This window comes from Nocardioides oleivorans (assembly GCF_004137255.1).
In the GTDB taxonomy this organism is placed as follows: Bacteria; Actinomycetota; Actinomycetes; order Propionibacteriales; family Nocardioidaceae; genus Nocardioides; species Nocardioides oleivorans.
On the sequence record NZ_SDWT01000003.1, the window covers coordinates 193,633 to 212,334 of the forward strand.

At 71.9% G+C, this 18,702-nt stretch carries 19 protein-coding genes; 12 read left to right on the forward strand and 7 right to left on the reverse strand.

The annotated features are described in order from the left end of the window. Positions 1–16 precede the first annotated feature (16 nt). The 4 genes from EUA93_RS19575 to hemW all read left to right on the forward strand — a co-directional run bounded on the left by EUA93_RS19575 (position 17) and on the right by hemW (position 5,287). Positions 17–949: an aminoglycoside phosphotransferase family protein gene (locus tag EUA93_RS19575; RefSeq protein ID WP_129402019.1), complete on the forward strand. Its 933-nt coding sequence runs from the start codon at positions 17–19 to the stop codon at positions 947–949. A 169-nt stretch (positions 950–1,118) separates the two neighbouring features. Then, positions 1,119–2,939: an AMP-dependent synthetase/ligase gene (locus EUA93_RS19580; protein WP_129402020.1), complete on the forward strand. Its 1,821-nt coding sequence runs from the start codon at positions 1,119–1,121 to the stop codon at positions 2,937–2,939. Positions 2,940–3,085: 146 nt separating this feature from the next. Beyond that, positions 3,086–4,015, forward strand: a complete 930-nt coding sequence (locus tag EUA93_RS19585) for an intradiol ring-cleavage dioxygenase (RefSeq protein ID WP_129402021.1) — start codon at positions 3,086–3,088, stop codon at positions 4,013–4,015. A 54-nt stretch (positions 4,016–4,069) separates the two neighbouring features. After that, positions 4,070–5,287 carry a radical SAM family heme chaperone HemW gene (gene hemW / locus EUA93_RS19590; RefSeq protein ID WP_129402022.1) on the forward strand — a complete coding sequence of 406 codons (1,218 nt, stop codon included), beginning with the start codon at positions 4,070–4,072 and terminating at the stop codon, positions 5,285–5,287. A 360-nt stretch (positions 5,288–5,647) separates the two neighbouring features. Here the strand turns inward: hemW and EUA93_RS19595 are convergent, their stop codons facing one another. From EUA93_RS19595 to EUA93_RS19610, 4 genes are read right to left on the reverse strand one after another with little or no spacing between them, the layout of a single operon-like run. Then, positions 5,648–6,496, reverse strand: coding sequence for a DUF3097 domain-containing protein (locus tag EUA93_RS19595; protein ID WP_129402023.1), 849 nt, complete (start codon positions 6,494–6,496; stop codon positions 5,648–5,650). A gap of 52 nt (positions 6,497–6,548) precedes the next feature. After that, positions 6,549–6,872, reverse strand: a complete 324-nt coding sequence (locus EUA93_RS19600) for a hypothetical protein (RefSeq protein ID WP_129402024.1) — start codon at positions 6,870–6,872, stop codon at positions 6,549–6,551. A gap of 56 nt (positions 6,873–6,928) precedes the next feature. After that, on the reverse strand, positions 6,929–7,612 hold the full coding sequence (locus EUA93_RS19605) for a DUF2470 domain-containing protein (protein ID WP_129402025.1): 684 nt from the start codon (positions 7,610–7,612) through the stop codon (positions 6,929–6,931). Between the two features lie 50 nt (positions 7,613–7,662). Then, a complete protein-coding gene (locus tag EUA93_RS19610) occupies positions 7,663–8,538 on the reverse strand; it encodes an MBL fold metallo-hydrolase (RefSeq protein ID WP_129402026.1) in 876 nt (291 codons plus the stop codon). Positions 8,539–8,624: 86 nt separating this feature from the next. On the opposite strand from EUA93_RS19610, the gene hrcA reads away from it, so the two are divergent. The 3 genes from hrcA to EUA93_RS19625 are packed head-to-tail and all read left to right on the forward strand — an operon-like array spanning position 8,625 to position 11,563. Beyond that, positions 8,625–9,647: a heat-inducible transcriptional repressor HrcA gene (gene hrcA / locus EUA93_RS19615; RefSeq protein ID WP_129402027.1), complete on the forward strand. Its 1,023-nt coding sequence runs from the start codon at positions 8,625–8,627 to the stop codon at positions 9,645–9,647. Further along, a complete protein-coding gene (gene dnaJ, locus EUA93_RS19620) occupies positions 9,644–10,819 on the forward strand; it encodes a molecular chaperone DnaJ (RefSeq protein WP_129402028.1) in 1,176 nt (391 codons plus the stop codon). Before hrcA ends, dnaJ begins: the two co-directional genes overlap by 4 nt. Positions 10,820–10,822: 3 nt before the next feature. Continuing rightward, positions 10,823–11,563 (forward strand): 16S rRNA (uracil(1498)-N(3))-methyltransferase, encoded by a 741-nt coding sequence (locus EUA93_RS19625; RefSeq protein WP_129402029.1) that lies wholly within the window; start codon positions 10,823–10,825, stop codon positions 11,561–11,563. Here the strand turns inward: EUA93_RS19625 and EUA93_RS19630 are convergent. The 3 genes from EUA93_RS19630 to EUA93_RS19640 all read right to left on the reverse strand — a co-directional run bounded on the left by EUA93_RS19630 (position 11,560) and on the right by EUA93_RS19640 (position 14,098). Continuing rightward, positions 11,560–12,552, reverse strand: coding sequence for a GerMN domain-containing protein (locus tag EUA93_RS19630; protein WP_129402030.1), 993 nt, complete (start codon positions 12,550–12,552; stop codon positions 11,560–11,562). The two genes, EUA93_RS19625 and EUA93_RS19630, sit on opposite strands and share 4 nt — an antisense overlap. Then, the gene (locus EUA93_RS19635; RefSeq protein WP_129402031.1) at positions 12,549–13,079 is read right to left on the reverse strand and encodes a SigE family RNA polymerase sigma factor; all 531 of its coding nucleotides are present in this window, start codon (positions 13,077–13,079) and stop codon (positions 12,549–12,551) included. The genes EUA93_RS19630 and EUA93_RS19635 overlap by 4 nt, the downstream gene beginning before the upstream one ends. Before the next feature lie 86 nt (positions 13,080–13,165). Beyond that, entirely contained in the window at positions 13,166–14,098 is a 933-nt protein-coding gene (locus tag EUA93_RS19640) for a Gmad2 immunoglobulin-like domain-containing protein (protein ID WP_129402032.1), read from the reverse strand. Between the two features lie 74 nt (positions 14,099–14,172). Here EUA93_RS19640 and EUA93_RS19645 point away from each other — a divergent pair, with 74 nt between their 5' ends. The 5 genes from EUA93_RS19645 (at position 14,173) to EUA93_RS19665 (ending at position 18,656) form a co-directional block, all read left to right on the forward strand. Beyond that, positions 14,173–14,526: an HIT domain-containing protein gene (locus EUA93_RS19645; RefSeq protein ID WP_129402033.1), complete on the forward strand. Its 354-nt coding sequence runs from the start codon at positions 14,173–14,175 to the stop codon at positions 14,524–14,526. After that, on the forward strand, positions 14,526–15,746 hold the full coding sequence (locus EUA93_RS21695) for a hypothetical protein (protein WP_165355239.1): 1,221 nt from the start codon (positions 14,526–14,528) through the stop codon (positions 15,744–15,746). The genes EUA93_RS19645 and EUA93_RS21695 overlap by 1 nt, the downstream gene beginning before the upstream one ends. Positions 15,747–15,841: 95 nt before the next feature. Then, positions 15,842–16,885: a PhoH family protein gene (locus tag EUA93_RS19655; protein WP_129402034.1), complete on the forward strand. Its 1,044-nt coding sequence runs from the start codon at positions 15,842–15,844 to the stop codon at positions 16,883–16,885. Beyond that, complete coding sequence (gene ybeY / locus EUA93_RS19660; RefSeq protein WP_129402035.1) at positions 16,882–17,343, forward strand: rRNA maturation RNase YbeY; 462 nt, start codon at positions 16,882–16,884, stop codon at positions 17,341–17,343. The genes EUA93_RS19655 and ybeY overlap by 4 nt, the downstream gene beginning before the upstream one ends. Next, a complete protein-coding gene (locus tag EUA93_RS19665; RefSeq protein WP_129402036.1) occupies positions 17,343–18,656 on the forward strand; it encodes a hemolysin family protein in 1,314 nt (437 codons plus the stop codon). Before ybeY ends, EUA93_RS19665 begins: the two co-directional genes overlap by 1 nt. Positions 18,657–18,702: the final 46 nt, after the last annotated feature.

Genomic DNA, 18,702 nt, shown 5'->3' on the forward strand with positions numbered 1-18,702 from the left:
AGCCTAGGGTTGGACCGTGTCCGTCACCATCCCCCCGGGACTGCTGGGCCAGCGGGAGCTCGGCAAGGACTGGTCCGACTGGCTCGACCGGCTCCCGCGCCTCACCGGCGACCTCCTCGACGACTGGCACCTGACGCCGCGGGGCGACTCCCTGCACGGCTACTGCTCGATCGTGGTCCCGGTGGTCGACGCCGACGGTGTCCCGGGTGGCCTCAAGGTCACCTTCACCGGCGACGACGAGTCGCTCCACGAGGGGCTCGCGCTGCAGCACTGGGGCGGCAGGGGCGCCGTACGCCTCCGCCGGGCCGACCCCCGTCGCCGGGCCCTGCTCCTGGACTGGCTGCCCGGCCCCGACCTGGGCGACGCCTGGGACGTCGAGGCGTGCGAGGTCGTCGGCGGCCTCCACCGCAGCCTCCACCTGCCCGCGCTGCCGCAGCTGGCCACCGTGTCGTCGTACGTCGCGAGGTGGCTGCGCGAGCTCGACGCCCTCGGCCGCGACATCCCGATCCCGCGGAGGTACGTCGACCAGGCACTGTCGCTCGGCGCCGACCTGCTCGCCGACGACACGCCCCCGGTGGTCGTCCACGGCGACCTGCACTACGCCAACGTGATGGCCGACGCAGCGGGGGAGTGGCTCGCCATCGACCCGAAGCCGATGGCCGGCGACCGGCACTACGAGCCCGCCCCGATGCTGTGGAACCGGATGGACGAGCTCAGCGGCCCCGGTGCCGTGGGCTCGGTGCGCGACGGCCTGCGACGCCGATTCCACGCGATCGTCGACGCGGCCGACCTCGACGAGTCCCGGGCGCGCGACTGGGTCGTGGTCCGCATGGTCGTCAACGCGGGCTGGTCGGTGCAGGACGCGCGCGAGGCCGACCGGGCACTCGGCCCGGACGAGCAGGACTGGATCACCAGGTGCATCGCCATCACCAAGGCCGTCCAGGACTAGACATCGGTCGAAAGTCGCAACCTTCGCCGACCCGGTGCTCAAAACGCCACGATTGCTACCACCCGGTAGGAAAAGTGACCTAGGTTACAGCCCAAGTCAGCAGCAGTCCCCCGTCAGCACCAGCCTGTGTCGCGCCCCGCGCCACGCTCCACGAATGAGTAGGTAACAGATGCCGACCACCATCGACACGAGCTTCCTCGCCACCATGCCGGCCAACGTGGCCGTCCAGTTCTTCGACCGCGTCTCCGCCTCCCCGGACAGCGAGGCGTTCCGCTTCCCGCGCGGCGAGGCGTGGGAGTCCGTGACCTGGAAGCAGGCCGGCGACAAGGTCGAGGCGCTGGCCGCGGGCCTGATCGCGCTCGGTGTGCAGCCCGAGCAGCGCGTCGGCATCGCCTCCGGCACCCGCTACGAGTGGATCCTCGCCGACCTGGCGATCATGTGCGCTGCCGGTGCGACCACCACGGTCTACCCGAGCACCAACGCCGAGGACACCACCTACATCCTGGGCGACTCCGAGAGCCAGGTCGTCTTCGCCGAGGACGACGAGCAGGTCGCCAAGCTCACCGCCCACCGCGCCGAGCTGCCCCACGTCTCGAAGGTCGTCACCTTCGACGGGAAGGCCGACGGCGACTGGGTGATCAGCCTCGACGACCTCGCCGAGCTGGGCGCCAAGGCGCTGGCCGAGCAGCCCGACGTGGTGCGCACGACGTCGGCTGCGATCGCCCCCGACCAGCTCGCCACCCTGATCTACACCTCCGGCACCACGGGGCGCCCCAAGGGCGTGCGCCTGCGCCACTCGTCGTGGGTCTACGAGGGCGAGGCGATCCGGGCGCAGGGCATCCTCGGCCCCGACGACCTCGAGTTCCGCTGGCTGCCGATGGCGCACTCGTTCGGCAAGGTGCTGATGTCGACCCAGATGGCCTGCGGCTTCGCCGCTGCGATCGACGGCCGCGTCGACAAGATCGTGGACAACCTCGGTGTCGTGAAGCCGACCTTCATGGGGGCCGCGCCGCGCATCTTCGAGAAGGCCTACGGCCGCATCGTCACCATGCAGGCGGCCGAGGGCGGCGCCAAGGAGAAGATCTTCAACAGCGCCTTCAAGGTCGGTCTGCAGGTCGAGAGGCTCAAGCTGGAGGGCAAGTCGGTCCCGCTGCCGCTCAAGGTCCAGCACGGCCTCTTCGACAAGCTCGTCTTCTCCAAGGTGCGGGAGCGGTTCGGCGGAAACGTCCGGTTCTTCATCTCCGGCTCCGCCGCGCTCAACCGCGACATCGCCGAGTGGTTCGGCGCTGCCGGCATCACGGTCCTCGAGGGCTACGGCCTCACCGAGACCTCGGCCGGCTCCTTCGTCAACCACCCCGACGCCAACAAGTTCGGCACCGTCGGCCCGGTGTTCCCGGGCAGCGAGGTCAAGCTCGGCGAGAACGACGAGGTCATGATCAAGGGCCCCGGGGTGATGGACGGCTACCACAACCTCCCCGAGGAGACGGCCAAGACGCTGACCTCCGACGGCTGGCTGCACACCGGCGACAAGGGCACCCTCGACGCCGACGGCCACCTGGTCATCACCGGTCGCATCAAGGAGCTCTTCAAGACCTCCGGCGGCAAGTACATCGCCCCGCCGGCGATCGAGTCGAAGTTCAAGGCCGTGTGCCCCTACGCCAGCCAGTTCATGGTGTTCGGCGAGGGCCGCAACTACTGCGTCGCGCTCGTCACGCTCGACCCCGACGCCATGGCGGGCTGGGCCGACGAGAACGGCATGGCCGGCAGGTCCTACACCGAGGTCGTGCAGTCCGACGCCGTGCAGAAGATGGTCACCGACTACGTCGAGGAGCTCAACAGCCACCTCAACCGCTGGGAGACCATCAAGAAGTGGAAGGTCCTCGACCACGACCTCACCGTCGAGTCGGGCGAGCTCACGCCCTCGATGAAGGTCAAGCGCAACGTGGTCCAGGAGAACAACAAGTCGGTCATCGAGGGCCTCTACGCCTGAGTCCGACGGGACCGCGCCAGGTCTGATCCGGTTGCTGGGTGCCTCACAGGAGACGCACAGGACACGGCGGCTGAATGGGTGCCAGTGGGAGACCACTGGCACCCGTTCGCTCGTCCCGTCCGACTCAGTTCCCCCAGGAGCACCCCATGACCGCAGACCGCACCCACCACCACCCGCACGGCGACGACGAGGTGCACGAGCACGACCTCGGACTCCAGCACGACCTCGGCACTCTGCAGCGGCGCGGCTTCTCGACGATGGGCCGCCGCGGTGTGCTGGGGGTCCTGGGCGGTCTCGGGGTCGTGGCGGTCGCCGGGTGCGCCAGCGACGACTCCACCGCCTCGACCGCCACCTCCAGCAGCACCCCGACCGGCAACCCGCCGAGCGGCGGTCCCGGCGGTGGGGCGCCTGACGGCGGCATGGGCGGCGACTCCTCCGTCGAGGTCGCCGACGGCGAGATCCCCGAGGAGACCGCCGGCCCCTACCCGGGCGACGGCTCCAACGGCCCCGACGTGCTCTCCGAGAGCGGCGTCGTCCGCTCGGACATCACCACGAGCTTCGGCTCGGCGTCGGGCGTGGCCGAGGGCGTGCCCCTCACGCTGCGGTTCAAGCTCTACGACCTCACCGGCGACGAGGTCGAGGTCCTCTCCGGCGCCGCCATCTACGCCTGGCACTGCGACCGCGACGGCAGCTACTCGATGTACGACGGTGACGCGGCCGACCAGAACTACCTGCGCGGCGTGCAGGAGACCGACGAGGACGGCTGGGTCGAGTTCACCTCGATCTTCCCGGCCTGCTACTCCGGACGCTGGCCGCACGTGCACTTCGAGGTCTACGAGTCGCTCGACGCGGCGACCAGCGTCTCCAACAAGCTGCGCACCTCGCAGCTCGCGTTCCCCGAGGACGTCTGCAACGAGGTCTACGCCACCGAGGGCTACGAGTCGTCGGTGACGAACCTGGCTCAGGTCAGCCTCGACTCCGACGGCATCTTCAGCGACGGGTACTCCCTCCAGATGGCCACCGTGAAGGGCAGCAACTCCGAGGGCTGGACCGCGACGCTCAACGTGCCGATCTGAGCGTCCCCGATCCGGGTGGCGGGCGCGGGGGAGACCGCGTGGTTGGATTGCCGCGTGCCCCCCGCCCAGCCCGACGGCGACGTCGCCCCCGAGGACGGCCTCCTGCCCGACGAGGCGTGGGCGGAGTTCGGCAGCAAGCCCTTCGGGCTCTACGTCCACGTGCCGTTCTGCACGGTCCGGTGCGGCTACTGCGACTTCAACACCTACACCGCCCACGAGCTCGGTGACGAGGTCGGCGCCAGCCGGTCGACCTACGCCGAGGCGGCGATCAAGGAGATCCGCTTCGCCCGGCAGGTGCTCGGCCACCGTGACGTGAAGATCGAGACGATCTTCTTCGGTGGTGGTACGCCGACGCTGCTGAAGGCGGCCGACCTCGGTGCCATCGTGGCGAGCGCGGCAGGGGAGTTCGGCCTGGTCGACGACGTGGAGATCACCACCGAGGCCAACCCCGACAGCGTCGCGGCCTGGGACCTCGAGGAGCTGCGCACCGCCGGCTTCAACCGGATCAGCTTCGGCATGCAGTCGGCCGTCGACCACGTCCTGCGCACCCTCGACCGGACCCACGACCCGATGCGGGTCCCGGCCGTCGTCGACTGGGCGCGGCAGGCCGGTTTCGACGACGTCAGCCTCGACCTGATCTACGGCACGCCGGGGGAGTCGCTCGCCGACTGGGAGACCTCCGTCGACGCTGCCCTCGCGTGCGAGCCCGACCACATCTCGGCGTACTCCCTCATCGTCGAGCCCGGCACCGCCATGGCCCGCCAGGTCGCCCGCGGCGAGATCGCCATGCCCGACGAGGACGACCTCGCCGACAAGTACCACCTCGCCGACGAGCGCTTCGGGCGTGCCGGGATGAGCTGGTACGAGGTCTCGAACTGGGCGACCTCGCCCGACCACTGGTGCCGGCACAACCTGCTCTACTGGACCGGCGGCCACTGGTGGGGCGTCGGGCCCGGTGCCCACTCGCACGTCGGTGGCACGCGCTGGTGGAACGTCAAGCACCCGGCGGCGTACGCCGAACGGCTGGGCCGCGGGGTCTCACCGGCCCTGGCGCGCGAGGTGCTCGGCTACCGCGACCAGCGGGTCGAGCGGATCCTGCTCGAGATCCGCCTCGTCGAGGGCCTCCCGGTCTCCGCACTCGAGGCCGGTGGACGCGCCCACGTCGCGCGCCTGGTCGCCGACGGTCTGGTCGAGCTCGCCGCCGAGCGGCTGGTGCTCACCCAGCGCGGCCGGCTCCTCGCCGACGCCGTCGTCCGCGACCTCGTGGACTGAGCCCACCCGCACAGTGGCGCGACCGTCAGCCGGGGTTCCCGTCCGCGGCGCGCCCGCCCGCTGGTTGAGCAGGGCGCCCTGGCGCCCGTGTCGAAACCAAGGCCGTGGGTCCCTCCCCGCTGGTTGAGCAGGGCGCCCGCGCTCGTGTCGAAACCAAGGCCGTGGGTCCGGTCGACCGTGACCACGGATCGCTGTGTCTTTTGGCGCCTCCGCTTCGCTTCGGCGCGTGTCCGCGGCGCTGGAGGCCCGCTCGTGCGTCCTCGTTGCCGCGCTCTCCTCCGCTTCGCTCTCCCGAACGCAGCCCTCGTCCTTACTTCACGGGCGCGCCGCGGACGAACCCCCCCGCTGATGTCCAGCGGGTCAGGGGGCGGTCGTGAAGTCGATCAGCTCCTCGACCCTGCCCAGGAGCGCGGGCTCGAGGTCGGCGAAGGAGGACACCCGGCCGAGGATGTGCTTCCACGCCCGGGCGATGTCGGCCTGGTCACGGTGGGGCCAGCCGAGCTGCTGGCAGGTGCCGGTCTTCCAGTCGATGCTGCGCGGCACGGCCGGCCACTGCGTGATGCCGAGGCGGTCGGGCTTCACCGCCTGCCAGATGTCGATGAACGGGTGCCCGACGACGAGCACGTGCTTGCCGATGGGGGAGCGGGCGATGCCCTGCGCGATCCGCGACTCCTTGGACCCGGGGACCAGGTGGTCGACCAGGACGCCGACACGGCGCTGCGGGCCGGGCTTGAAGTCGCGCAGGTGGTCGGCGAGGTCGTCGACGCCGCCGAGGTACTCCACGACCACGCCCTCGATCCGCAGGTCGTCACCCCAGACCTTCTCGACGAGCTCGGCGTCGTGGCGGCCCTCGACGAAGATCCGGCTGGCGCGCGCGACGCGGGCCCGCGCGCCGGGCACCGCGACCGAGCCCGACGCCGTACGCGCGGGTGCAGCAGGTGCGCCACCGCGGACCGGTCGGGTGAGGATCACCGGCTTGCCCTCCAGCAGGAAGCCGGGGCCGAGCGGGAACGTGCGCCGCTTGCCGCGCCGGTCCTCGAGCGTCAGCGTGTCGATGTCGCGGTCGACGGCCACGACCTCGCCGCACCAGTCGGTCGTGACCTCCTCGACGACCATCCCGATCTCGGTCGGCACCTCGACGGCGCGACCCTTCTTCGGGGCGCGCCAGTCGGAGGCGAGGACGTTGGTTCCGTAGCGATCCTGGGGCACCGGTCAACGCTAGGGGCCGCAGGCCGAACGGCGGAGGCGGCGCGCCGGTGGCTCAGCCCTGGGAGATGCCGTCGCCCTGCGCGCCCTCGCCGGTCGCACCCTCGCCGGCGATCTCGGCGTCGTCCTCCTGGGCGGCGTCCATCTCGAGCTCGGCGCGGCTCTTGGTGTCCTCGGCGTCGGGGTCGAGCGGCTTGGCGAGGGGGTTGTCGTCGGTCGGCTGGAGGTCCTCGGGCAGCTGGTCGTCACCGATGCCGCCGATGGTCTCCGTGTCGGGGGACGCCGTGTCGCCCGAGTGGTCCGCGTCGGCCTCGCTCGTGCCGCTGGTCGCCGTCGGGGTGTCGCCGAACTCGTCCTGGGTCGCGCTCTTCTCGGTCATCCCCCAGTCCTACCGGCGTACGGCGGACCGGGCCAGCCCCCTGTGGGTGGGAGCCGTCAGCACATCCCGGCGTGCAGGTGCGAGCGCAGCGCGGCGCCGAGCTCCTGGGGCGAGGCGACGGGGCGGACGAAGTCGAGCCGGTGCGGGTGCGATCCCGACGCGTCGAGCCAGGTGACGTCGACCCCGCACGGGTCGACCCGCACGAGGCTCGCGGCCAGCATCGAGTGGAGGGGGACGCCGAAGGTGGTCGCCATCGCGGTGCGCAGCTCGAGCTCGTGGGCCTCGTTGGCGTGCTCGACGGTGCGCTGGAGGTAGCCGGGGTTGAGCACGTGGCGGTGGTCGCGGAAGCGGGAGACCTCGACGGCGAGGGTCTCCTCGTCGCTGAGCAACGACACGGTGCTCAGCTCGAGCGCGACGAGCGAGCGGGGGTCGCCGCAGCAGCGGCAGCCGGAGTCGCGCTGCACCAGCGTGCCCTGCATGACGAGGCTGAGCCGCCGGTGCTCCGAGGCGGGGTCGCCGAGGCCGCTGGCGATCTCGACCATGCCGACCGACCCGCCGTGGGCGGCCGCGAGGAGGGCGGACTCGTCGCTCGCGCTGAACACCGGCGCACCGTGCATGTCGCAGGTGACCTCGTAGACCTCGTCCTCGACGGTGTCGTGCGCCTCGCCCACCCAGAGCGTGATCGCTTCGGGGCAGGACAGCACGCTGCGGGCCAGCAGGGCGGCTTCGGCCGGGTTCATCACGCCTCCACGAGGATTAGGTAAGGCAAGCCTAACTCGTGGTGAACGGATCAGACCAGCGGGAGTCGTTTCTGGGACCGGGGCAGGTGCGCGTAGCCGAGGCGTACGGCGCTCACCAGCAGGTCGGGGTCCCACGGCCACTCGCCCTGGGCCAGCGCCTCCGACTCGGGCACGCCGCGCGAGGCGAGGTCGCGGATGGTCTCGGCGATGGTGCCGAGGTCGACGCGCTGGTCCTGGACGAACGCCTTGTCCACGACCTGCCCGTGACCGGGGACCACGACGGTGGAGTCGGTCATCAGGCCGAGGGCCAGGTCGAGCGTCGTCGGCCACTCCAGCGGCCACGAGTCGTCGCCGATGAACGGCGGGTCGGACTCCTCGACGAGGTCGCCGCCGAGCAGCACGTCGGCATCCGGGATGCGGACCACGAGGTCGCCGGCCGTGTGCCCGCGCCCGGGGTGGATCAGCTCGACCGCACGATCGCCCAGGTCGAGCTGGACGGCCGAGGAGAACGTCTCCGTCGGCAGGTGCAGCGTGGTCTCGAGGATCTCCTCGCGGCGCGGGTGGTCGGTGGCCTGCTCGTAGTGGGCGAAGGTGTTGCGGGCCGACTCCTCGACGTGGTCGCGCGCCCACCCGGTGGCGTGGATCGGCATCTCGCCGAACTGCTCGACCATGGTCGCGTTGCCGAAGTGGTGGTCCCAGTGCTCGTGGGTGTTGACCAGCCCGGTGAGCGGGCCCGCGCCCAGGCGTCGTACGTCGTCGGCAACGACGCGCGCCTGGGCCGCCGAGCCGTGCGTGTCGACCATCAGCAGTCCGTCGGAGCCGCCGACGAGGGTGATGTTGACGTGCATCCAGTCGTAGTGCGCCACCCAGACCCGCGGCGCGACCTCGGTGAACCGCGGTGGGGAGTCGGGGGACGGGTCGGTCATGTCCGCGACCCTACGGCGAACGAGTAGGCTTGGCACTCAGGGCGAACGAGTGCCAGCACCACGATCCGAGCAGCGAGGAGGGCTCCATGGTCGACGACCGCAAGCTCGACGTGCTGCGCGCGATCGTGGAGGACTACGTCGCCACCGAGGAGCCGGTCGGCTCCAAGGCGCTGGTCGAGCGCCACGGGCTGGGCGTCTCGCCCGCCACGGTGCGCAACGACATGGCTGCGCTCGAGGACGAGGGCTACATCCACCAGCCGCACACCAGTGCCGGCCGGGTGCCCACCGACAAGGGCTATCGGCTCTTCGTGGACAAGCTCGCCACCCTCAAGCCGATGAGCGTGGCCGAGCGGCGCGCGATCGCCACCCTCCTCGACGGCGCCGTCGACCTCGACGACGTCGTGCAGAAGTCGGTCCGGCTGCTCAGCCAGCTGACCCGGCAGGTCGCGATCGTGCAGTACCCCTCGCTCTCGCGCTCCACCGTCCGCCACATCGAGCTCGTCGCGCTGACCCCGACCCGGGTGATGCTGATCCTGATCCTCAGCACCGGCCGGGTCGAGCAGCGCCTCGTCGAGCTCGACGAGTCGATCGCCGACACCGACCTCGCCGAGCTGCGGGTGGCGGTCAACCAGGCCAGCGTGGGCGTCCAGATCGCCGCCGCGGCCCAGGCGCTCGGCGCGCTGCCCGACGACGTGCGCCCCGAGCAGGCCGGCGTCACCCGGGCCGTGGTCGGGGTGCTCAGCGAGGCGATGTCCGACCACCGCAGCGACGAGCGCGTCGCGGTGAGCGGCGCCGCCAACCTCGCCCGCTACGGCGACTTCGACACCGCCGTCCGGCCGCTCCTGGAGGCGCTCGAGGAGCACGTCGTGCTGCTCAAGCTGCTGGGGGAGTCGGGCGTCGACGCCCTCACCGTCCGCATCGGGCACGAGGGCCCCTATTCCGAGCTCGCGGCCACCAGTGTCGTGGCCACCGGCTACGGCCCGCAGGAGCTCCACCTCGGATCTCTCGGCGTGGTCGGGCCGACCCGCATGGACTACCCCGGATCCATGGCAGCCGTGCGCGCGGTCGCGCGCTACGTCTCCCGGATCCTCGATGAAGGAAACCAGTGACCCAGGACCCCTACGAGATCCTCGGCGTCTCGCGTGACGCCGGCGCCGACGAGATCAAGAAGGCCTACCGCCGCCTCGCCCGGCAGCTCCACCCGGACGTCAACCCCGACCCGGAGACCCAGGAGCGCTTCAAGGACGTCTCGCGCGCCTACGAGGTGCTGAGCGACCCGGGCAAGAAGGCGGCGTACGACCGTGGTGGCGACGCGTTCAGCCAGGGCTTCGGCGGTGCCGGGCAGGGCTTCTCGTTCACCGACATCATGGACGCGTTCTTCGGCGGCGGCGGTGCGGCCGGTGGCCAGACCCGCGGCCCGCGCTCGCGTGCCCGGCGCGGCCAGGACGCCCTGATCCGGCTCGACACGACGCTCGCCGAGGCGGCGTTCGGCGTGACCCGCGACCTCAAGGTCGACACGGCGCTGCGCTGCGAGGCCTGCGAGGGCCAGGGCACCGCGCCCGGGACCTCGCCGACCACGTGCGAGACCTGCCACGGGCAGGGCGAGGTCGCGGTCGTGCAGCGGTCGTTCCTGGGTGAGATCCGCACCCTCCGTCCCTGCGCCGCCTGCCGCGGCTACGGCTCGGTCATCCCCGACCCGTGCCGCGAGTGCTCCGGCGACGGCCGCGTGCGCACGCGTCGCACGCTCACCGTGAAGATCCCGGCCGGCGTCGACCACGGCACCCGCGTCCAGCTGACCGGACAGGGCGAGGTCGGTCCCGGTGGCGGGCCGGCCGGCGACCTCTACGTCGAGATCCACGTCGAGCCGCACGCGACCTTCACCCGCAACGGCAACGACCTCCACACGACGGTCTCGCTGCCGATGACGGCGGCCGCGCTCGGCACCCAGCTCACGCTGCCGCTGCTCGAGGCCGACCTGCCCCAGTCCGACGAGACGCCCGAGGGCGAGCGGCCCACGACGACCTACGACATCGAGGTCCGGGCGGGCACCCAGTCCGGCAGCGAGCAGGTCATCCGCGGCTTCGGCGTGCCGAGCCTGCGCGGTGGACGCGGCGACCTCATCGTGAGCATCTCGGTCGACACCCCCACGCGGCTCGACCCCCGCCAGGAGGAGCTGCTGCGCGAGCTCGCCGCGATCCGCGGCGAGGAGAAGCCGACCGGCCAGGCCGAGGCGCCGCACAAGTCGATGTTCGGCCGGCTGCGCGACGCCTTCCAGGGCTGAGCGGTGTCCCTGCCCGTCCACCTCGTCGAGTCGCTGGCCGGCGTCTCCGTCGGCCAGGTCGTCGAGGTGACCGGCGACGAGGCGCACCACGCGGTGGCCGTACGACGACTCCGCGAGGGCGAGCAGGTCGTGCTGACCGACGGCCTCGGGACCTCGGTCACCGGCGAGGTGGCCGCCACCGGCAAGCGCGTCTTCTCCGTGCAGGTCGCCTCGGTGGAGTCGACCGAGCGGCCGGACCCGGCGTTCACGATCGTCCAGGCGCTGCCGAAGGGGGACCGCGGCGAGCTCGCGGTCGAGGTGCTCACCGAGGTCGGCGTCGACCTGGTCGTGCCGTGGGCCGCGTCACGCTCGGTCGCCGTCTGGAAGGGCGAGCGCGCCGCGAAGTCCCACGCCAGGTGGCAGGCCACCGCCCGCGAGGCCGCCAAGCAGTCGCGACGCTCGTGGCTGCCCACGGTGACCCCGCTCGCGACCACCGTCTCCCTGGCCGAGGTCGTGCGCGAGGCCGACCTCGCGGTCGTGCTCCACGAGGACGCGACCGCCCCTCTCAGCGCGGTCGACGTACCCGCGTCCGGGCGGATCGTCGTGGTCGTCGGTCCCGAGGGCGGCATCGCCCCCGAAGAGCTCAAGGCGCTCGAGGCCGCCGGTGCGGTCACGGTGCGCCTCGGCGACGAGGTGCTCCGGACGTCCACGGCCGGCGTCGTCGCGGTCGCCGCGCTCCTCGCGCGCACGCCGCGCTGGTCCTAGTCGATCACCGTGATCCGGCGGGTGTCGGAGTCGACCGTCCCGTCGCTGTGCTCGACCGTGGAGACGACGGCGTACTGGCCCGCGGGCACGTCGGTGAGGTCGAAGGTGGCGGTGAACTCGAGCATGCCGTCGTTGCCCGCTCGCAGCCGGTCCACCTCCTGCGCGACGACGAAGGTGCCCTCCCAGCGCTGGATGCGGGTCGTGACTACGCGACTCTCGCTGAGGGCTCGTCCGCGCACGGTCAGCTGCCCGTCGCCGACCACCTGTTCCTCGACGGGGTCGGAGATCGAGACCGGCGCGAGCACGTCGGCGTCGGGGGAGCCGGTCAGCGGAGTGGTCGTCGTGACCCCGAGGATCGTGTCGGTCACCGCGCCCGCGACCTGGACGTCGACCGGCACCCTGCCCTGTCCCTCGAGCGCTTGCGCAGTCCTCACCAGCTGCTCCATCGCGAGCTGTGCGTCCTGCTCGCTCATGCCCGCAGGTCGCTCGACCGGTGCACCCTCGAGGGTGACCGTGATGCCGTCGGGCCCGGTCGACCAGGCGCGGAAGACGGTGGTCGACGGCCACAGCGACCGGTAGTCCGGATCGAGCGCGTCGCCGCGGAGCGCCGCCACCATGGCGGAGGTGACCCGGCTGTCGGGGTCGGCGGCTCGGAACTCGCGGTAGAGCCGCGGCCCCGCGGCGGTGTCGCCCACGAAGTAGACGGCGACCGGGCTGCTCGTGCCCCCGTCGGGAACGGTGGACCCCGAGGTGGGAGGGGCGGCGAGGTCAGGTCCCGTCGACTGCGGCGCACCGCCCGTCGTCAGCGCGAAGGCGGTCGCGATGGAAGCGGCGAGCAGGCCGGCGCCGCCGGCGGCCCACCAGCCCCGGTGCGTACGACGGCCACCCGACGTGGACGCGGTGGCGGCGCGGATCGCGTCGAGCCGGTCACGCGGCTCGATGTCGTCGGCGGCCTCGTGGAGCAGGTCCCGGACGGTCTGGTCGTTCATGACGGGTCCTCCCACCAGTCACCGAGGAGGTCGCGCAGGGCGGCGCTGCCTCGGGAAGCGTGTGCCTTGACGGCGCCGCGCGAGACGCCGAGCGCGTCGGCGATCTGTGCCTCGGACCAGTCCAGGTAGTAGCGGAGCACGAGCACCTCGCGCTGCCGCTCGGACAGCTGCCGCAGGGCGTCGCGGACGGCGTCGCTGCGGGCGCCGCTGGCAGACGGGCCCTCGACGACGAGGTCCGCGGCGCGGGTCGATCGCGTGTGCCGCTCCACGACCCCCCGGTGCCGGAGCGCCGAGCGGGACCGGTTGACGACGGCCTGCCTGAGGTAGGCGAGTGCCTTGTCGGGGTCGCGCAGCCGCGACCACCTGCCGTGCATCGCGACGAACGCGTCCTGCACGAGGTCCTCGGCCGCGGCCTGGTCGTGCACGAGCAGGGCGGAGAGCCGGACGAGCTGGCGCCAGTGGGCGGCGTACAGCTGCTCGACGGCCTCGTCCGCGTCGGCGCCGACGAGGCTGAGGTGCTCGGGCACCGGCGGCCTCCCTCGGCGGGGTCTGGTCTGGACGGTCACACACGATGACGCGCGAGGGTGCGACCCGGTTGACGGCTGGTGACGGATCAGCTCACGGTGATCGTCTTCGTGTCGACCGCCGGGCCGGGACCCTCGGTGCCGCCCGTGGGGTCGTCGGTCTCGCACCGCAGGGTCACCTCGCCGGTGATGCCCGCCAGCGAGAGCTCGCCCTCGAACGGGAACAGCCGGTCGCCCATCCAGGCCTCCGCCTGGTAGCCGCCACCGACGAGCTCCTCCTGGCCGCGGAGGATCCAGCACGGTCCGGACGCCTCGAAGGAGTTGGCCACGCCCGTGACCCGGAGCGAGCTCCCGCTGACGGTCGCGCCCTCGGCGGGCGAGGTGATGCTGACCAGGTTGAGCGTCCTCAGCGCGCTCGCTTCGGTGAGCTCGGTCTCGGTCGAGATCCCGAAGAGCGACGGCTCGGTCTCGCTGCGCTCGATCACGACCGGGATCCGCTCCTGGTGGACGCCCTGGAGCGTGTAGACGAGCTGCTGGAGCGCGAGCTTCGCGACCCGCCTCGACATGCCGTCGGGTCGCTCGGTGAACGCGTCGGTCGGGATGTCGACCAGCAGCACGCCGTCGGTCGCCTGCACCGACGCCACCTCGAGCTGCGGCCACAGGGTGCGGTAGTCCGGGTCGTCCGGCGTGCCGTTGCCCGCGACCAGTCGTGCTGCCTCGAGCAGCGGGTCGCCCTCGACCCGGTGGAACTCCCGGAAGAGGCGCGGCTTCCCGTCGGGTCCGTCGCCGGCGTAGTAGACGGGTACGGCCGTGCCCTCCGCCTGCGTCGGGGTCTCGGTCGGCTCGTCGGTCGGCGACGTACCACCCGTCGGCGTCGGCTCCGCGGTGCTGCTCGGCTGCTCGGTGGTCTCGTCGGAGACCGGCCGCTGCCCGTCGCCTGTGCACGCAGCCAGCGCGAGGGTGCCGGCGAGGACCACGGCGGTGGCGCCCGCCCAGCGTCGTACCGGGGAAGGGAGGTTCATGGCGGTCACGCTAGTCGGACGCGCGGGCGGTGCTTCCGGTTACACGCCGCCGCGGTGAGCCCTAGGCTGGCGTGATGAGTGACACGTCGGACTCCTGCATCTTCTGCACCATCGTCGCCGGGGAGATCCCGGCCGACGAGCTCGGGCGCAACGACCGCGCGATCGCCATCAAGGACCTGAACCCCCAGGCGCCGTTCCACGCCCTCGTGATCCCGGTCGACCACCACGAGAACGCGGCAGCCTCCGCGGCGGCGGACCCCGCGACCGTCGGCCACCTGGTGAGCCTGGCCGACGAGGTCGCCAGGGCCTCGGGCAACCCCGACTACCGGTTGATCGCCAACACGGGCGCGGGTGCCGGGCAGACCGTGTTCCACACCCACCTCCACGTGCTCGCCGGCACGTCGGGCATGACCGAGCGCCTCGTCTGATGGACCGTCGCCCGGCGCTGGCCGCGCTGCTGACCGCGGGCCTCCTCGCGCTCGCGGCCTGCGGAGGCGGCAGCGGCCCGGGCGCGGATCGCAGCGCCACCCAGCCGGCCAGGGCAGCGACGGCGGACCGGGCGGCCGGGGCGGCGGAGGTCGCCGAGGAGCCGGCGGACGGCCACGGCCACTACGCCGAGCCCGCGCGGTCGAGGCCGCTGCGCGAGGGCGAGACACGGACGACGATCGCGATGCCGGGCGCCTACACGCCGTCCGCGCCCTACGGCACGGGCACCGACGACTACCGCTGCTTCCTGCTCGACCCCGGGCTGGAGAAGGACTCGTGGCTCACCGGCACGCAGGTCCTGCCCGGCAACCCCGACGTCGTGCACCACGTGATCCTCTTCCAGGTCCCGCCCGAGCAGGTCGCGGCCGCCGAGGCCAAGGACGCCGCCGAGGACGACGAGGGCTGGACCTGCTTCGGCGGCACCGGCCTCGAGCAGTTCCAGGACGTCGACGACGCCGCCTGGCTCGGCGCCTGGGCACCCGGAGGCAGGGAGTCCGTGGTCAAGCCCGGCTTCGGCGTGCGGCTCCGCGCGGGCAGCCGGATCGTGATGCAGGTCCACTACAACCTGCTCGCCGGCCAGTCGCCCGACACCTCGGCCGCCCAGCTGCGGCTGGCGCCCGGCAGGCGCGACTACCAGGCACTCACGACGATGCTGCTGCCCGCGCCGGTCGAGCTGCCGTGCCGCGCGAAGCACGCCGACGGCCCGCTGTGCGACCGCGCCGCCGCCCTCGCCGACGTCAAGGAGCGGTTCGGCGCCGAGGGCAACACCGCCGACGTCCTCTACTTCCTGTGCGGCGGCGAGCCGAAGCCCGGCAACACCCAGTCGTGCACCCGCACCCTCGCCGAGCCGATGACCATCCACGGCGTCGCCGGCCACATGCACCTGCTCGGGCGGTCGATCAGGATCGAGGTCGATCCCGGGACCCCGCAGGCGCGGACCGTCCTCGACATCCCGCTCTGGGACTTCGACGACCAGGGCAGCCGGTCGATCGACCCGGTCCACCTCGACGCCTTCGAGCAGGTCAAGGTCACCTGCACCCACGTCCAGTGGCTGCGCGACAGGCTGCCGTCCTTCGAGGGCCAGCCCGACCGCTACGTCGTGTGGGGCGAGGGCACCACCGACGAGATGTGCCTCGGGATGCTCCAGGTCACCCGCCCGTAGGCGTCACCGGCAAACGGGGTGGGACGTACGCCGCGCGCTCGGTAGCATGGAGGGGCTCTGCCACCGACCCGGAAGGCCGCCCGTCACGGGCATCCATGACTGAGACGAACACCCCGCAGGAGAAGCCGACCCACACGGTCGTCGTCCCCAACAGCATCGACATGGTCTCGGTCCTGGGTCCGGGCGATGCGCACCTCCGGATCATCGAGCGGGCCTTCAAGGCCGACGTGCACGTCCGCGGCAACCGCATCACGCTGGCCGGCGACTCCGCCGAGGTCGCGATGGCCGAGCGGCTCCTCGACGAGATCGTGACGATCGTGCGCACCGGACAGGGCGTCACCGACGAGACGGTCGAGCGCATCGTGCAGATGCTGCAGACCGAGACCCAGGAGCGCCCGGCCGACGTGCTGAGCCTCAACATCCTGTCCAACCGCGGCCGCACGATCCGTCCGAAGACGCTCAACCAGAAGCGCTACGTCGAGTCGATCGACACCTCCACGATCACGTTCGGCATCGGCCCCGCCGGCACCGGCAAGACCTACCTGGCGATGGCCAAGGCCGTGCAGGCCCTGCAGGCCAAGGAGGTCAACCGGATCATCCTGAGCCGCCCGGCCGTCGAGGCGGGGGAGCGGCTCGGCTTCCTGCCCGGCACGCTCAGCGAGAAGATCGACCCCTACCTGCGCCCGCTCTACGACGCGCTGCACGACATGGTCGACCCCGACACGATCCCGAAGCTGCTCGCCGCCGGGACCATCGAGGTCGCGCCGCTGGCGTTCCTGCGCGGTCGCTCGCTCAACGACTCCTTCATCATCCTCGACGAGGCGCAGAACACGACGCCGGAGCAGATGAAGATGTTCCTCACCCGCCTCGGCTTCGGCTCGCGCATCGTCGTGACCGGCGACACCAGCCAGGTCGACCTGCCCTCGGGCACGCAGTCCGGGCTCCGGGTGGTCGAGGGGATCCTCGACGGGGTCGACGACATCACCTTCTGCCGGCTCACCGGCACCGACGTCGTACGCCACCGGCTCGTGGGTCGCATCGTGGAGGCCTACGAGGTCCACGACGCCGAGCGGGAGGCCAGCCGGCCGAAGACCACGCCGGGCACGACCGGCCGCGGGCCGTCGAGGAGCCCGCGATGAGCATCGAGGTCCTCAACGAGTCGGGCCAGGACCTCGACGTGCGTCGCCTCTCCCGGCTGGCGCGCTTCGTGATGGACGAGATGCGCGTCCACCCCCTGGCCGAGCTGTGCGTGAAGGCGGTCGACGAGGACACCATCGCCTCGCTCAACGAGCAGTGGATGGAGAAGGAGGGCCCGACCGACGTGCTCGCCTTCCCGATGGACGAGCTGCGTCCGGGCAAGGTCAACGAGGAGCCCGAGGAGGGCGTCCTGGGCGACCTCGTCCTCGCGCCGACCGTCGCCGAGCGGCAGGGCGAGGAGGCCGGCCACGGTCGCGAGGCCGAGATCGACCTGCTCACCGTCCACGGCATCCTGCACCTCCTCGGCTACGACCACGCCGAGCCCGAGGAGCACGCGGTGATGTTCGGGCTGCAGGGCGAGCTGCTGGAGAAGTGGCGCGCGACGCCTGAGACCGTCTGATGTCCGCCGACATCTGGCAGCTCGGCTCCGCCGCGCTGCTGGTCTGGCTCGCGGGCCTGTTCTCGGCCGCCGACGCCGCGCTCAGCAGCTTCTCCCGCGCCCGCGCCGAGGAGCTCAGGTCCGAGGGACGTGCCGGCGCCGCACGCCTGGTGATGATCCTCGACGACCCCGCGCGCTACCTCAACACCGCGCTCCTGCTCCGCCTCCTGTGCGAGATCAGTGCGATCGTCCTGGTCAGCACGTGGGCCCGCGACGCCTACCACGACTCGCTCGTGCCGAGCGTGCTGACGACCATCGGCGTGATGCTCGTCGTGTCGTTCGTCGTCATCGGGGTCGCTCCCCGCACGCTCGGGCGCCAGCACGACGTGAAGGTGGCGCTGATCTCGGCCGGCCCGCTGTCGCTCGTCACCACGATCCTCGGCCCGATCCCCGCTCTGCTGATCCTGCTCGGCAACGCGATCACGCCCGGCAAGGGCTTCAGCGAGGGACCGTTCTCGACCGAGACCGAGCTCCGCGAGCTCGTCGACCTCGCCGAGGCGTCCGCCGTCATCGAGTCCGGCGAGCGCAGGATGATCCACTCCGTCTTCGAGCTCGGCGACACGATCACCCGCGAGGTGATGGTCCCGCGCCCCGACATGGTCTACATCGAGCGCCACAAGAACCTGCGCCAGACGCTCTCGCTGTTCCTGCGCAGCGGCTACTCCCGCATCCCGGTCGTCGACGACAACCTCGACGACATCGTCGGCATGGCCTACCTCAAGGACCTCGTGCGTCGTGACTTCGAGGCACCCGACGTCGAGTTCACCCAGCGCGTCGACGAGGTGATGCGCCCGGTCCACTACGTGCCGGACTCCAAGCCCGTCGACGCCCTCCTCACCGAGCTCCAGGCGCGCCGCCAGCACATCGCGGTCGTCGTCGACGAGTACGGCGGCACGGCCGGGCTGATCACCATCGAGGACGTCCTCGAGGAGATCGTCGGCGAGATCACCGACGAGTACGACGCCGAGGAGGTCGAGGTCGAGCACGTCGAGGGCGGCGCGATCCGGGTCTCCTCGCGCTACCCGGTCGACGACCTCGACGAGCTCGTCGGCTTCCGCGTCGAGGACGACGACGTCGACAGCGTCGGCGGCCTCATGGCCAAGCACCTGGGCAAGGTCCCGATCCCCGGATCCGTCGTGGAGTGCCACGGTCTCCGCCTCGAGGCCGAGCGCGCCACGGGTCGGCGCAACAAGATCGAGACGGTGCTCGTGACGGTGCTGTCCGACGAGGTCGACGACGACGTGGACGCCTCGGTCACCGCCTCCGGCCGGTGACGAACGGCGTACCTCCCGCGGACGGGTGGCGATGTCTACACTCTCG